At 48.1% G+C, this 14922-nt stretch carries 15 protein-coding genes; 7 read left to right on the top strand and 8 right to left on the bottom strand.

The window, feature by feature from the left end; genetic code table 11:
* Positions 1–53 precede the first annotated feature (53 nt).
* Together A0G03_RS00430 and A0G03_RS00425 are read left to right on the top strand one after the other, a co-directional pair.
* Positions 54–281, top strand: a complete 228-nt coding sequence (locus A0G03_RS00430; RefSeq protein WP_048260412.1) for a YdgH/BhsA/McbA-like domain containing protein — start codon at positions 54–56, stop codon at positions 279–281.
* Positions 282–559: 278 nt separating this feature from the next.
* Positions 560–1042, top strand: coding sequence for a cupin domain-containing protein (locus tag A0G03_RS00425; RefSeq protein ID WP_048260413.1), 483 nt, complete (start codon positions 560–562; stop codon positions 1040–1042).
* Positions 1043–1084: 42 nt separating this feature from the next.
* On the opposite strand, the gene A0G03_RS21820 is transcribed toward A0G03_RS00425, so the two are convergent.
* The gene (locus A0G03_RS21820; protein ID WP_167389286.1) at positions 1085–1231 is read right to left on the bottom strand and encodes a hypothetical protein; all 147 of its coding nucleotides are present in this window, start codon (positions 1229–1231) and stop codon (positions 1085–1087) included.
* A gap of 256 nt (positions 1232–1487) precedes the next feature.
* On the opposite strand from A0G03_RS21820, the gene A0G03_RS00420 reads away from it, so the two are divergent.
* Positions 1488–1796: an excalibur calcium-binding domain-containing protein gene (locus tag A0G03_RS00420; RefSeq protein WP_072062034.1), complete on the top strand. Its 309-nt coding sequence runs from the start codon at positions 1488–1490 to the stop codon at positions 1794–1796.
* A 219-nt stretch (positions 1797–2015) separates the two neighbouring features.
* Here the strand turns inward: A0G03_RS00420 and cspE are convergent, their stop codons facing one another.
* From cspE to ftnA, 3 genes are all read right to left on the bottom strand, one after another.
* Positions 2016–2228 carry a transcription antiterminator/RNA stability regulator CspE gene (gene cspE / locus A0G03_RS00415; RefSeq protein WP_005967874.1) on the bottom strand — a complete coding sequence of 71 codons (213 nt, stop codon included), beginning with the start codon at positions 2226–2228 and terminating at the stop codon, positions 2016–2018.
* Positions 2229–2757: 529 nt separating this feature from the next.
* Positions 2758–3114 (bottom strand): YebY family protein, encoded by a 357-nt coding sequence (locus tag A0G03_RS00410; protein ID WP_080965243.1) that lies wholly within the window; start codon positions 3112–3114, stop codon positions 2758–2760.
* A 283-nt stretch (positions 3115–3397) separates the two neighbouring features.
* A complete protein-coding gene (ftnA, locus tag A0G03_RS00405) occupies positions 3398–3904 on the bottom strand; it encodes a non-heme ferritin (protein ID WP_048260416.1) in 507 nt (168 codons plus the stop codon).
* A 372-nt stretch (positions 3905–4276) separates the two neighbouring features.
* Here ftnA and A0G03_RS00400 point away from each other — a divergent pair, with 372 nt between their 5' ends.
* Positions 4277–4507 (top strand): DNA polymerase III subunit theta, encoded by a 231-nt coding sequence (locus A0G03_RS00400; protein WP_014699768.1) that lies wholly within the window; start codon positions 4277–4279, stop codon positions 4505–4507.
* 366 nt (positions 4508–4873) lie between these two features.
* On the opposite strand, the gene A0G03_RS00395 is transcribed toward A0G03_RS00400, so the two are convergent.
* Complete coding sequence (locus A0G03_RS00395; RefSeq protein ID WP_048260418.1) at positions 4874–6913, bottom strand: S9 family peptidase; 2040 nt, start codon at positions 6911–6913, stop codon at positions 4874–4876.
* A gap of 200 nt (positions 6914–7113) precedes the next feature.
* Here A0G03_RS00395 and purT point away from each other — a divergent pair, with 200 nt between their 5' ends.
* Positions 7114–8292, top strand: a complete 1179-nt coding sequence (purT, locus tag A0G03_RS00390) for a formate-dependent phosphoribosylglycinamide formyltransferase (RefSeq protein WP_048260420.1) — start codon at positions 7114–7116, stop codon at positions 8290–8292.
* Positions 8293–8459: 167 nt separating this feature from the next.
* On the opposite strand, the gene A0G03_RS00385 is transcribed toward purT, so the two are convergent.
* Both A0G03_RS00385 and zwf read right to left on the bottom strand, forming a co-directional pair.
* Entirely contained in the window at positions 8460–9101 is a 642-nt protein-coding gene (locus A0G03_RS00385) for a bifunctional 4-hydroxy-2-oxoglutarate aldolase/2-dehydro-3-deoxy-phosphogluconate aldolase (protein ID WP_048260422.1), read from the bottom strand.
* 167 nt (positions 9102–9268) lie between these two features.
* The gene (gene zwf, locus A0G03_RS00380; protein WP_048260423.1) at positions 9269–10744 is read right to left on the bottom strand and encodes a glucose-6-phosphate dehydrogenase; all 1476 of its coding nucleotides are present in this window, start codon (positions 10742–10744) and stop codon (positions 9269–9271) included.
* A 382-nt stretch (positions 10745–11126) separates the two neighbouring features.
* Here zwf and A0G03_RS00375 point away from each other — a divergent pair, with 382 nt between their 5' ends.
* Positions 11127–11996, top strand: a complete 870-nt coding sequence (locus A0G03_RS00375) for a MurR/RpiR family transcriptional regulator (RefSeq protein WP_010275858.1) — start codon at positions 11127–11129, stop codon at positions 11994–11996.
* Positions 11997–12378: 382 nt separating this feature from the next.
* A complete protein-coding gene (gene pyk, locus A0G03_RS00370) occupies positions 12379–13821 on the top strand; it encodes a pyruvate kinase (protein WP_011094029.1) in 1443 nt (480 codons plus the stop codon).
* A gap of 110 nt (positions 13822–13931) precedes the next feature.
* Here the strand turns inward: pyk and lpxM are convergent, their stop codons facing one another.
* A complete protein-coding gene (lpxM, locus tag A0G03_RS00365) occupies positions 13932–14909 on the bottom strand; it encodes a lauroyl-Kdo(2)-lipid IV(A) myristoyltransferase (protein ID WP_048260424.1) in 978 nt (325 codons plus the stop codon).
* Between the last annotated feature and the right edge of the window lie 13 nt (positions 14910–14922).

Here is a 14922-nt window from a genome sequence, read left to right as displayed (position 1 = left end):
TCACATCAAGGCAAATCGCCTAATTAACACAATAAAACGTGAAGGAATAAACCATGAAAACCATCAAAAATTTTATCGCTGTTATCGCTCTTTCTACTTTGTCTTTCGGCGCTTTTGCTGCGCAGGAAATCGCAACGGTCTCCGTTAGTGGTGCAAAAACGTTAGACGCTTTTGAAGCGCAGGTCGCTCAAAAAGCCCAAAAAGCTGGCGCGTCATCATACCGCATCGTTTCCGCTACCGGTCGCGATCAGTTACACGGCACTGCAGTTCTGTATAAATAAATCAAGCCAGACGTCAGGGAGCCTCGGGGCTCCTCTGTCGTATTTTGCTCAACAATTTCCCTGCTCCAACTCTCCCGCACACCACACCATCGTGAATAAAATACAAACAAATCCAGCGATATACCAATCAATGCAATTGCTGTAACCATCTGGTGAAAAATAAACTTCAGCAGTACCATCCCCGACGTTGTAAGGCGTACATATAAACGGCTATATAAAGAGCTGACGTACATAGGGTTGCCTGTTCATCAGGTATAAATAATATGGATTTTATTTAAATGAAAAAGACATCGCGTTTTCTTCTGGCGCTTGCCGGATTATTGGTTTCCGTTACTGCGTATTCAGCAACGCCGCCCTCACCTCATGCAGAGGAAACCCGGATACCGGCTATTAAACTGATCAATACGCCGGACAATCACTCAGCCTTCGTAACAGGTAGTGTTCCCGCTCTGGAAAAAATCACCGCACAAAAATTTTGGCTCAGTAACTCTACTGAAGCGTGGGAGATGAACGTTCACGCAGCCCCGCGCAAACAATATGTCATCACGCTGAAGGGCACATTAAAATTTCGAGTCAGCGATGGTTCCACTTTCCTGCTTTCTCCCGGAACAGTTTTAATTGCTGCCGATACGCAGGGCGAAGGACATAGCTGGGATATGGTTGAAGGCACCGAGTGGGTTAGAGTTTATATTCCGATTATGGAAGATAATGATTATTTCACTCCCAACTCATCAGTTACTGCGGCGGTCAAAGCACACTAATTTTTCACAGAACGTTGGCGGCAGAGGCTTGTCGCCAGCATATTAATCCTTATTGGCATCAAACGGATCTTCGACATCATCTTTGCTGTCATCACGCTTACGAGGAATTTCTCCCTGATCTTTCGGCGCATCTTTTGCAGGATGATCGTCTTTATCCTTATGTTTGGTACCCGTATTTTTATCAGTCATCGTTTCCTCCCATCATTTCGTGTTCTATAAATTTAGTCGATAGTTTCTATTACCGAGAGATAAATTCATCAATCACGTTAAAAAACCGTAAAGAAGCACAATGTGACGAACGACGGCACATAGAAAAGCTTAATTTTCAGACAGCATCAATGTCGTAGTTATCACAACCCCTCCGCTGATAATGAAGAATTATTAATAATTATGTCCTATCAAGAATGATAGGCTTCTCTTATACAATTATTTCATGGATGTATCGATGAAACGAAAACTCTTCATTATTCTATTATCTACTGCATTCTCTTTTACTGCCCAGGCGGAATCGTCCTATCAATATCGTCATGATGGTGATAGCCGAAGAGCGGAAAAAATAAAAGCACAAGATCGAAAACAAAAAGAAAATCGCTTTGTTTGTGACGGCAGGCAGTATTGTAGCCAGATGAACTCGAGAGAAGAGGCTTATTTTTTCATTCAAAACTGCCCTAATACCAAAATGGATGGCGACCATGATGGGGTACCTTGCGAACGCGACTCACGTTTTCCTCCACTTAGAGCCGATCGATATTAACTATCTCATAGGCATATAGTGCATTATGGATATAAAAAATCATGCACGATTGAGATGATAGCCCAGTGATTCTGGTGAACCCTAAGTATAAAAATTCCATTAAAATTCGCTAGATACATAAACAAAAAACCCCAGCTTTACGCTAGGGTTTTTTTACTATTCTTCTTGGCTGCTCCGGTTTACACCATCATCGCTATCGCAAGAGAAATATTAATTCAATTACAGCGCAACAACGTTGCCAGCTGATGGGCCTTTCTGGCCATTTTCAATAGTGAACTCAACCTTTTGGCCTTCGTCCAGAGTTTTGAAATCATTGCTCTGAATAGCAGAGAAATGTACGAATACATCTTTGCTACCGTTGTCAGGAGTAATGAAACCGAAACCTTTACCAGCGTCAAACCATTTTACTAAACCAGTCATTTTATTAGACATAGAAATTACCTTAATTTTTTTATAGCGCCTTCCGGCGAATAGGGCCTGTGCACAGAATTTAATTAGCAACAATAAGGAGGCTCAAAGAAGGGATATCTATGGATAACACTTTGAAATGAGAACTGCTTTACTAAACTGCTTTTTAGGTCTGCGAATCAAACCGACGAGCTATTAACGCATGTATGAAAATCTTTAGCAAGCATTTATTCTTAAAAGCCTTTAAAAGCCGGACAGAGAAGAAATTCCTCTCGCCCCACTCGTTCATTGGTGATGGTTTACCAACCGATACATCAAAAAAAAGACCGAACACGATTCCTGTATTCGGTCTAGGGAAATGGCTCTTGGGAGAGCCGTGCGCTAAAAGTTGGCATTTATACAAGCTGTACTAGCCCTGTACCTTAAGCGTAGCCAACTCCCCCGCGTTTTCCAGCATCAGTCCGCTCGCAATTATCACAAATGGAACAGGTTTCACACTTTGCATTAACCATAAAGAAGTAAATAATTAACATTAATAATCAAATCAATCACTTCATGGTTTAGCATCTGGCTGGCACAGTTGCTCTGCACGCTCGATAAATGGCTGAAGACTTTTTTTCTGTCCAGGCTGTTTAGGATCGTCTAGCCAGATGACGTCTATCGGCTGCGCACTCACTTGCCCAGATTTCATCTGCTCAATGGCGACATCATTCAGCGGATATTGCATCAGCGTACCGGTATGTAAGGCGTATAGCGCATTGCCAGGGCGACAAATCAGTTGAACTTCTTCACGCGTGAAAGCCCAGCGATCGCCATATTCCAGTCGGCTGATATTGGCCAACTTGGCGACAGTAAAAGCATTCGCAGAAAGTGAGGTAAGCACGATAGATAGCAACAATTTCTTCATCATGGTATTCCCGACATGCGTATTCAGACGATGATGTGTGTGAGGATTGCAGCTTTATCCGAATCAGAAAAAGACAGCATCAAACCTTATAAAACATAACGTTGTGTATCACTACTAACGCGATCATAGCGACAGAGGAAGATGAAGTCGAGTGCGAAACCAAGAATAAAACTTACAGCGAGGTATAAGGTGACAAGTCGTTCGAGAGAAGAAATAACGCGGGATAACGAGAACATTATCCCGCGTTATTCAAATGCGTATTAACCGACAGAGGTGCCGGTTGTCGTTAGGCTGACGGTGCTGCCGTAGACATTTTTTTCAGGTCCTGATCGATGAAGAATAGGCCACCTTCGCTAGCATTAACCAACGCCAGTTTGTCCAGAATAGAACGGAACAGTTTTTCTTCTTCGTGCTGTTCGGCAACGTACCATTGTAGGAAATTAAATGTAGAGTAGTCCTGCTGCGCCATCGCCGCATGTGCCAACTCATTAATTTTTGCTGTAATCAGCTGTTCGTGTTCATAGGTCAGTTTGAAGACATCAGCCAGTGAATCGAAATCAATCGGCGGAGCCGCAATCGCGCCTAACACAGGCAAGCTTCCCGTGTCATCCAGATAGTCAAACAGGCGCTGCATGTGTTGCATTTCTTCCTGAGAATGCGTCTTCAGGAAACTAGATGCGCCTTCAAAACCTTTATCACCGCACCATGCACTCATTTGTAGATACAAATTCGCAGAATAAAACTCCAGATTAAGTTGCTCATTGAGCTTCTGAATCATTTCTTTTTTTAACATAGTAACTCCCTATTTTCTCGGCAGGTGAAATTATCCTGGGCATTATGCCTGAAAAAATAAAATAAAAAACACTTTATTAACATCAATATAATCGCATTAAAATAACCATAAAAAACAGCAACTTAAATTTATTGTTATTGATATTTATTATCACTTAAGAGTGATTTTTACTATATTATTGCGAATCGTTTTTATTATCAAAAATAACAACTTCGATCTATATTTTTTATGATGTGCAGATATTAAAAATGATTCCCACTTCGTAATGAGAAGAATAAACATTCATATGATAAGTCGAACACTTGCCATTTTCCCGTCGCTACTTTACCGTGGCACACATCAGTCTGTGGCCAATAGGCAGGAGAAAGTAGTATGGGACATAATCTGGCAGAATTATCCAAAGAGGATATGGATAAGGTTAACGTAGACTTGGCAGCGTCAGGTGTTGCCTTCAAAGAACGTTACAATATGCCGGTCATTCCAGAGGTCGTTGAGAGAGAACAACCCGAGCACCTGCGTAACTACTTTCGTGAGCGTGTAATGTTTTATCGCCAGCGTTCACTACAATTCTCTCGTTTACCCTACGAACCGAAGTCTAAATAGCGATTCCCCTCATTCCAATCTAAGACGGCGTTACCGTGGAAAACATCCCTTTCCACGGGTTACATTCTTACACAGCAAAAACAATTTTCTGCTTGCATATCGACCCGCACAGGAGGTTAATGGAGTGGCAACCTTACCTTTTATCAAGCGAGGCAAGATATGAGTAAAGGACTGGATAGTAAAAAGAACAGTAAGAAAAAGCCCCTGAAAACGGCAGCCGAAAAACGTGCCGATAAAAAGGCGAAGAAGCCGCAAGCTGATATCACCTGAGTGCTGGTATTACCGAAGTAATGTCCCATGCCGATCGGGTAAACCCGAAAACGGGTTTACCTTCATAACCGCAGCTGTTAGCTCTTATTCCTGACTTTACGCAGCCTTTTCAAGCACCATCAACAGGAAAGCATACTCCAGCGCAATATCATCATAGCGTTTGAAGCGACCAGACTTTCCACCGTGCCCAGCTTCCATATCGGTGTACAACAGCACCAGACGATCGTCTGTTTTGACTTCCCGCAATTTCGCCACCCACTTTGCAGGCTCCCAATACTGAACCTGAGAATCGTGTAATCCGGTCGTCACCAACAAATGCGGATAGCGCTGTGCGGTAACACCGTCATAGGGACTGTACTGCTTGATGTAGTCATAGTAGGTTTGTTCATTCGGATCGCCCCACTCGTCATACTCTCCAGTCGTCAGTGGAATAGACTCATCCAACATTGTCGTCAACACATCAACGAACGGAACCTGAGCGACAACGCCTTTAAATAGGTCAGGGGCGATATTCACGACCGCGCCCATCAGCAAACCTCCCGCACTGCCCCCCATGGCAAACATGTTTTTCCTATCGCCATAGCCTTTTTCTATCAGTGCCTGAGACACATCGATGAAATCCGTGAAGGAATGCATCTTATTGAGTAACCGGCCATCGTCATACCACTGTTGACCCAGTTCACCGCCACCGCGAATGTGCGTTAAGGCAAAAACAAATCCTCGGTCTAGTAGGCTCAGACGGCTAACGCTGAAGTCAGGATCCATGCTATTCCCATAAGCACCGTAGCCATAGACCAGTATCGGATTCTTACCAGGGCTGAAATGGTCGCGATGGTAAACCAAAGAAACGGGCACATCGACGCCATCTCGGGCCGTGATCCACAAACGTTCGCTCCGATAGCTATCTGGGGAGAAATCTTTCACTTCGGCTTGTTTAAGTAACTGCTGTTCGCCCGTGTCCAAATTCAGTTCATACAGCGAGCTGGGGGTTGTCATTGATGAATAGCCATATCGCATCAATGCCGTTTCTGGCGTAGGGTTGTACGACAACCATGTCACATAACTCGCATCATTGAAGGTGATCGCTTTCTCTTCCTGCGTATGCCAGTGAATCTGACGTAAGCTGGTCAAACCGCGCTCTCTTTCTTCCACCACCAGCCAATCACGGAAAAGTTCAAAACTCTCCAGCACGCAGTGCTCACGTGGAGCAATCAGTGTTTCCAGTGCGTGTTCATCAGGCTTATCCGAACGATAAAGACCGAAGTTTTTTCCGTCTCGATTGGAACGCAAATAAAACCGGTCCTGATAGTGATCGATGCCATATTCATGATCTTTTCGACGTGGAATGCATACCTGCGGCACGGCATCTGGGATCATCGCATCAAGCAATAGCACCTCGGTCGTCGTGGTGCTGCTGAGATAAATGGTGATGTAATGCTCTGATGTCGTTTTACTCAGACTGACATAATACGTATCGTCTTTCTCTTCATACACCAGCTCATCCTGCGCCGGATCGCTGCCTAAGCGATGACGGTAGACCTGATACGGTAACAGCGTTTTGTCATGTTTGCGCACGTAGTACAGCACCGTTGAATCTGCCGACCATTCCGCACCTGCGGTCACATTTTCGATCACATCCGGTAACCATTCGTCTCGGTTAAGGTCACGAAAACGAATCGTGTACTGCCGACGAGATAAGAAATCCTCCGAGAGTGCTAACAGCGAATTGCTAGGACTAATCTCAAGCGCGCCGAGACTATAAAACTCATGCCCCTTCGCACGTTGATTTCCGTCCAACAGCGTGTCCCACGCATCTGTTGCCTGCTCAGGTTGGCGCAGATAAATGGCGTACTCTTTACCTTGCTCATAGCGACTTTGGTAGCGATACCCCTTCCTGACATACGGCACAGACATATCCGTCGACGGGATACGGTTAACCATTTCGTCATACAGCGACCGCTTCCGTGCCTCGTGAGGGGCCATGATCGCTTCACTGTAGGCATTTTCCTGTTCCAGATAGGCCAACACCTGCGGATCGGCGCGCTCGTCATCACGCAGCCAGTAATAGTTGTCGATACGCGTATCGCCATGTGTACTTATCGCGTGGGGTCTTTTTTCAGCTTGCGGTATCTTCATCGCGTCGGATCTCGTTGTCTTGACATAAAATTTTCACTCTGCAAGAAGAGTGGCACGATTGCCCAGCAATGCCAAGCCACGTCCTTGTCTCTTGATGCGCTTTTGCGTAACGCATTCCAGGGCGTCCCCTCTTTAATGCGCACGCAAACGTTTTCGTTTATACTGCGGCCATTTTTCACAACCCGATCAGGTATAAGGTTATGTTAACGATTGGAACCGCCCTGCGTGCGGATGCCACACGAGTGATGCTGCTTGGCTCCGGTGAATTAGGCAAAGAAGTGGCGATTGAATGTCAGCGCCTTGGAATCGAAGTGATCGCAGTCGATCGCTATGCCGATGCACCCGCGATGCAAGTTGCACATCGCAGCCACGTCATCAATATGTTGGATGGCGACGCATTAAAAGCGTTGGTTGAAGCCGAACGCCCTGATTACATCGTGCCGGAAATTGAGGCTATCGCGACCGACATGCTGGTGGCGCTGGAAAAACAGGGTCACCACGTTGTCCCTTGTGCTGAAGCGACACGCCTGACAATGAACCGTGAAGGCATCCGTCGTCTGGCTGCCGAAACACTCGGCGTTCCGACATCCACCTACTGTTTTGCCGACAGCGAAGAAAGCTTTCGTCAAGCAGTAGATGCGATTGGTTATCCCTGCATTGTTAAACCGGTCATGAGTTCATCCGGCAAAGGACAAAGCCTGATTCGTTCCGCTGAGCAGTTAGAGCAGGCATGGCGCTATGCCCAACAGGGTGGACGGGCGGGTGGTGGACGCGTCATCGTTGAAGGATTGGTTAATTTTGATTTTGAGATCACCCTGCTGACCATCCATGCCGTTGACGGCATTCATTTCTGTGCGCCAATCGGTCATCGACAAGAAGACGGCGATTATCGCGAATCCTGGCAGCCGCAGCAGATGAGTGCACTGGCGCTGGAACGCGCACAGAAGATGGCTAGCGATGTCGTGAAAGCGCTCGGCGGTTATGGTCTGTTCGGCGTTGAGCTGTTCGTCTGCGGTGATGAGGTTATTTTCAGCGAGGTCTCCCCTCGCCCGCACGATACTGGCATGGTGACGATGATTTCTCAGGATCTGTCTGAGTTTGCCCTGCACGTTCGCGCTTTCCTGGGGCTACCAATTGGATCCGTTCGTCAATACGGTGCATCGGCTTCCGCGGTAATTTTACCGGAACTCGATAGCAACAACGTACGTTATCAGGGACTGGAAAACGCGCTCCTCCCTCATACGCAAATTCGCCTGTTTGGTAAACCGGATATCAGCGGGAAACGCCGTATGGGCGTTGCGTTAGCCAGTGCAGAAACGACAGACGATGCTGTCGACATCGCAAAGCGTGTCGCAGCAGGCGTAAAAGTCAGCGGCTGATGCATTGCAACAACCCAGAGGGTAGCAGGCAGGGATAGCCTGTTGAAAAAAATAAGGAACGTTTTTCAACGTCGCTTGCGACGGCTCGCAGGGTGACGGACAAGGATGTCCGTCATAAAAAAGGCCACTCTCAGTGAGTGGCCTTCGTCATTCAGTAACCAGCGAACTTAGGCTTTTGCGCCCGCAACAGCTTCACGTGCCAGCTCAGTAATTCGCGCGTAATCGCCGCTTTCCAACGCGTCGTTCGGCACCAACCAAGAACCGCCTACGCACAGCACGCTTTTCAGCGCCAGATAATCACGGTAGTTGTTCGGCGTAATGCCACCAGTCGGGCAGAAACGAATATGAGCAAACGGCCCACCAATCGCCTGGAGCGCTTTCACGCCGCCGTTAGCTTCTGCTGGGAAGAATTTGAACTCACGCAGGCCGTAATCCATACCCAGCATCAATTCAGACACGGTGCTGATACCTGGAATCAACGGGATGTTGCCTTCCGTCGCAGCTTTCAACAGCGGCTCGGTCAGACCGGGGCTGATGGCAAACTGCGCACCCGCTTCAACAACCGCAGCCAGTTGCTGAGGATTTGTCACCGTACCTGCACCCACGATAGCTTCCGGTACTTCTTTCGCAATCGCACGGATCGCGTCAATGGCACAGTCGGTACGCAATGTCAGTTCCAGAACGCGAACGCCGCCCGCGACTAACGCTTTTGCCATCGGCACCGCGTGTTCCAGTTTGTTGACCACAATCACAGGAACAACGGGACCCGTTGTCAAAATCTGTTCCGCGCTCGTTTTCCAGTTTTTCATCAAAAGTTATCTCCAGTCATGCCCGAAGGCATCATTAATTATATAGCGCGCCCCTGCCACAGGGATCTGCGTCGCCGCAGATGTCCGACCGCACCGTTAGCCATACATTAAAACGATGGAATGCCGAATAACCTCCGCATTCCCGTTACTGACGTATTATCAAAAAATTACTCAAACTCATTCCAGGAACGGCCATCGCGAGTAATCATCGCGACAGATGCTACCGGTCCCCAGCTTCCTGCCTGATACGGTTTCGGCGCATCGTTGTCCATGGCCCACGCATCCATGATGGAATCCACCCATTTCCAGGCTTCTTCAACTTCATCACGACGAACGAACAACGCCTGGATCCCACGCATGGTTTCCAGCAACAGGCGCTCATAGGCATCCGCCAGGTGCTGCTGGTTAAAGGTTTCCGAGAAGCTCAGATCCAGCTTCACCGTTTGCAGGCGATGCTTGTGCTCTAACCCTGGAATTTTATTCAGAATCTGGATTTCCACGCCTTCATCCGGCTGCAAGCGGATGATCAGCTTGTTCTGCGGTAACTGCTGGTAAGAATCATGGAACAGGTTCAGTGCCGGATTTTTAAAGTACACCACCACTTCTGAACATTTCGTTGGCAGACGTTTTCCGGTGCGCAGGTAGAACGGCACACCAGACCAGCGCCAGTCATCGATGTCGACACGAATGGCGACAAACGTTTCCGTGCTGCTGCTTTTGTTCGCACCCTCTTCTTCCAGATAGCCCGGCACTTTATGTCCCTGAACAAAACCAGAAGAATATTGGCCGCGCACCGTTGTTTCATGCACATTAGAACGATTGATACGACGCAGCGAACGCAACACTTTTACTTTTTCATCACGGATGCGGTCGGTCGTCAAATCAGACGGCGGCGACATCGCAATCATCGTCAGAATCTGTAACAGGTGGTTCTGGATCATGTCACGCATCTGACCGGCTTTATCAAAATAGCCCCAGCGCCCTTCAATCCCCACTTCTTCGGCTACCGTGATCTGCACATGATCGATCGTCCGGTTATCCCAATTTGAGGAGAACAACGAGTTGGCAAAACGCAGCGCCAGCAGGTTCAGAACCGTTTCTTTACCCAGATAGTGGTCGATACGGTAAACCTGGCACTCGTTGAAGAATTCCGCGACCTGATCGTTAATCACGCGAGAAGATGCCAGGTCGGTACCCAGCGGTTTTTCCATCACCACGCGCGCAGGTTCTTTATTCAGCCCTGCGGTTCCCAACCCTTTGCAGATCGCCCCAAATGTGCTGGGTGGCATCGCAAAATAGTTGATCGTGGTGCGATTTTTCTGGTCAAGCATCTTGCCCAGCTTGTTGAAGGCTTTCGTGTCTTCCACATCAAGATTGCAGAAATCCAGCCGACTACTTAGCGTTTCCCACAACTTATCGTCGATGGCTTCTTTCATAAAGGTGTCAAGCGCTTCGCGCACGACGCGGGTATACTCCGCTTTATCCCAATCCGCACGGCCTACGCCAATAATTTTGGTGTCCGCATGGATGTGACCTGCTTTTTCCAACTGGTACAGGGAAGGCAGCAATTTACGGCGCGCCAGATCGCCCTTGGCACCGAAAATAACCAGATCGCACGCTTGGGCTGTTGAAGTTACCGCCATGTTCATCTCCTCGTTGCAGGATGCTGTAATTTTATTACAGCGATAATGTACTCTTTTTGACTACAGCCAGTAAACCCATCATAAAAATGCTAAATAATGATCAGTATTGACTGAAAACCTGCATAAATCGGTCTGTGCAGTGGCTGAAGTCACTTATGCGTTCGCCCTAAAACGAAATTTTTCGTCGTTTCTGACAGTCGATTACTTTTCTGAAAGTTAGACACATGTCATGTTCTGGCAAAAAAAGGCGTCAACTTAGCGCGTTGCCCTCTGCCAACCACCACAGGTCGTAGTATATTTTCACGACGTGCATTTTTTCACGTAATGCATGCCAGTTGTACCTTTAGTTGAAATCGGAAAAAACTTACATGGCCCTTGTCGTATGAATATGCTGGAAAAAATCCAGAGTCACTTAGAACTCTTGAGCAAATCAGAAAGAAAAGTGGCTGAAGTGATCCTGAGCACTCCGCAGACGGCTATTCACTCCAGCATCGCGACGCTGGCCAAAATGGCCGACGTCAGTGAGCCAACGGTTAATCGTTTCTGCCGTCGACTTGAAACTAAAGGTTTTCCCGATTTTAAACTACATCTGGCGCAAAGTCTGGCGAACGGTACGCCGTATGTGAACCGTAACGTTGAAGAAGATGACAGCGTTGACGCCTATACCAGTAAAATCTTTGAATCCGCGATGGCCGGCTTAGAGCAGGTGAAATCGAGCCTGGATGTTACCGCCGTCAACCGCGCCGTAGATTTGCTGACGCAGGCGAAGAAAATTTCTTTTTTTGGTCTGGGCGCTTCCGCCGCAGTCGCACACGATGCGATGAACAAATTTTTCCGCTTCAACATCCCCGTGGTTTATTTTGATGACATCGTTATGCAGCGCATGAGCTGCATGAATTCCAGCGACGGCGACGTCGTGGTGTTGATCTCCCATACTGGTAGAACCAAAAGTCTGGTCGAAATGGCGCAACTGGCACGTGAGAACGATGCGACAGTGATCGCCATCACGTCGGATGGCACGCCGCTGGCGCGTGAAGCCTCGCTGGCCTTACGGCTTGACGTGCCTGAAGATACCGATGTCTATATGCCGATGGTATCCCGCATCGCTCAGTTGACGCTGATCGACGTTCTGGCGACGGGATTCACACTGCGTCGCGGGGAAAAATTTCGAGATAACCTGAAACGGGTCAAAGAAGCCTTGCGTGAATCGCGCTTTGATAAAGACGAACGATTGATTAACCCTTTCAGGTGATAGGTAAGTTTTACGTTGTGCTTTGCTTTTAGTTATATCCTATACCCTAAATAATTCGAGTTTCAGGAAGGCGGCAAGCGAAGGAGTCCCGATGAGCTTACTCAAGTAAGTGATTCGGGTGAGTAAGCGAAGCCAACGCACATGCAACTTGAAGTATGACGGGTAATAAAAATGAGCGGTATCATCTACCCGCCTCATCTTGATGTAGCCACAAACGGCGGTTATGGAAAGATGGCGAGCATTACCTGTACAGTATGATAATCAGACTCAACACGATGTTCGGATAACGCAGGTGAAATAGTTTTGTTGTAAAGTGACATTTTGCACCGTTATTCGACGCTTAATCGCAACACTACAGCTTCACAAGTGAACGGAGTTATACATGTCCAGACGGCTCAGAAGAACCAAAATTGTTACCACCCTGGGGCCCGCTACCGACCGCGATAATAATCTTGAAAAGATTATCAATGCGGGCGCTAACGTAGTACGCATGAATTTTTCTCACGGCACAGCAGAAGATCATCAATTACGTGCCAACAAAGTTCGTGAAATTGCGGCTAAATTAGGCCGCCACGTTGCCATTCTTGGCGATCTACAGGGTCCAAAAATTCGTGTTTCTACCTTCAAAGAAGGTAAAATCTTCCTGAATATCGGCGACAAATTCTTGCTGGATGCCAACTTAGCGAAAGGCGAAGGCGATAAAGAAAAAGTCGGGATCGATTACAAAGGCTTGCCGAGCGACGTAGTGCCTGGCGACATTCTGTTACTGGATGACGGTCGCGTACAGCTGAAAGTCCTCCAGGTTGAAGGTCTGAAAGTTTACACCGAAGTCACCGTTGGTGGCCCGCTGTCTAACAATAAAGGCATCAACAAACTCGGTGGCGGTCTGTCTGCCGAAGCCCTGACGGAAAAAGATAAAGCCGACATTATTACTGCCGCAAAAATTGGCGTCGACTATCTGGCTGTCTCTTTCCCACGTACCGGTGAAGATCTCAACTATGCACGCCGCCTCGCACGCGACGCTGGCTGTAACGCCAAGATCGTATCAAAAGTTGAACGTGCTGAAGCCGTCTGTTCAGATGCCGCAATGGATGACATTATTTTGGCTTCCGACGTGGTTATGGTCGCGAGGGGCGATCTGGGCGTTGAAATCGGCGATCCAGAGCTGGTAGGGATTCAGAAGAAGTTGATTCGTCGTGCCCGTCAGTTGAATCGTGCGGTCATTACCGCCACGCAGATGATGGAATCGATGATCACTAACCCGATGCCAACGCGTGCTGAGGTAATGGACGTCGCCAACGCCGTGCTGGATGGCACCGATGCCGTGATGCTGTCAGCAGAAACTGCTGCGGGTCAATATCCGGCTGAAACCGTCGCTGCTATGGCGAAAGTCTGTCTAGGCGCGGAGAAAATTCCAAGCATCAACGTCTCCAAACACCGCCTTGACGTACAGTTTGATAACACGGAAGAATCCATCGCGATGTCTTCTATGTATGCGGCTAACCACCTGAAAGGGGTGACGGCACTGATCGCTATGACAGAATCTGGCCGTACCGCCCTGATGATGTCCCGTATCAGTTCTGGCCTACCGATTTTCGCCATGTCCCGTCATGAGCACACGCTGAACCTGACCGCACTGTATCGTGGTGTTACACCGGTGCATTTCGACAGCTACACTGACGGCGTTGCTGCTGCCAATGATGCTGTGATCTTGCTGCGTGATAAAGGGTTCCTGATGTCTGGGGATCTGGTTATCGTCACACAGGGCGATATCATGGGCACCGTAGGCACAACCAACACCATCCGCATCCTGCGCGTGGAATAATCATTGTAATAACTGACCCGCAGCTGAGTTGGCGGACGGTATTATGATAGTAAAAAGCCGGACGATTTCTCGTCCGGCTTTTTTATCCATACGTCTATACGCGACTCATCTCACTTCTTGTTGCGGTATAGCTCATCGCGGCAATATGGCTCAATCTCACCCGGCTTGCGGGTTTTCAGCAATTTAAGAATCCAGGTGTATTGCTCAGGGTTCGGTCTGACCAGAATTTCAACTTCTTCATTCATGCGCCGCGCAATATAAGCATCATCCGCTTCCGCCAAATCGTCCATCGGCGGACGAATAAATACATCAAGGCAACCGTCTTTGGCGTTATATACCGGGAACAACGGCACAATATCAGCTCGGCACACTTTCATCAGCCGTCCGACAGCAGGCAGCGTTGCTTTATAGGTCGCAAAGAAATCAACGAATTCGCTGTGCTCGGGGCCGTGATCCTGATCGGGCAAGTAATAACCCCAGCACCCAGAGCGTACGGAGCTAATAAACGGCTTAATGCCGTCGTTACGAGCATGGATGCGGCCACCAAAGCGACGACGTAACCGATTCCACCAATAATCCACCAGTGCATTCTTCTGATTGTGGAACATGGCCGCCATGCGCTGCCCGCGAGAGGTCAGCAACATCGCAGGGATATCAACTCCCCAACCGTGCGGAACCAGAAAAATCACGTTCTTCTCTTGTGCTTTGATGCGTTCCAGAATGTCTTCGCCATGCCAGCGAACATATTTTTCGATTTTCTTTGGGTTACGAATTCCCACTTCTACCATCATGATCATCGACTGAGGTGCCGTCGCAAACATGTCATCGATGATAGTTTCGCGCTGCGCTTCCGTTAACTCCGGCATGCAGTACAGCAAGTTAATGCGGGCACGGCGGCGTGCGCCTTTTGATATTCTCCCGACAAAACGCCCTAACCCACCCAGAACCGGGTTTCTTAACCGCGCGGGAATATAGGCAGCAAGTGCCATCGCGCCAACGCCTAACCAAACGCCCCAATAGCGCGGATGAAAAAAGGCGCGTTGAAACTGGGGAACAAATTCAGCGTTCGATTTTTTTTCTTTTTCCATGCCTAAACTCTTC

It is taken from the genome of Pectobacterium peruviense (assembly GCF_002847345.1).
Classification (GTDB): Bacteria; Pseudomonadota; Gammaproteobacteria; order Enterobacterales; family Enterobacteriaceae; genus Pectobacterium; species Pectobacterium peruviense.
The sequence above is the reverse complement of the archived record's forward strand: the minus strand, read 5'-3'. Positions and strand labels throughout refer to the sequence as shown.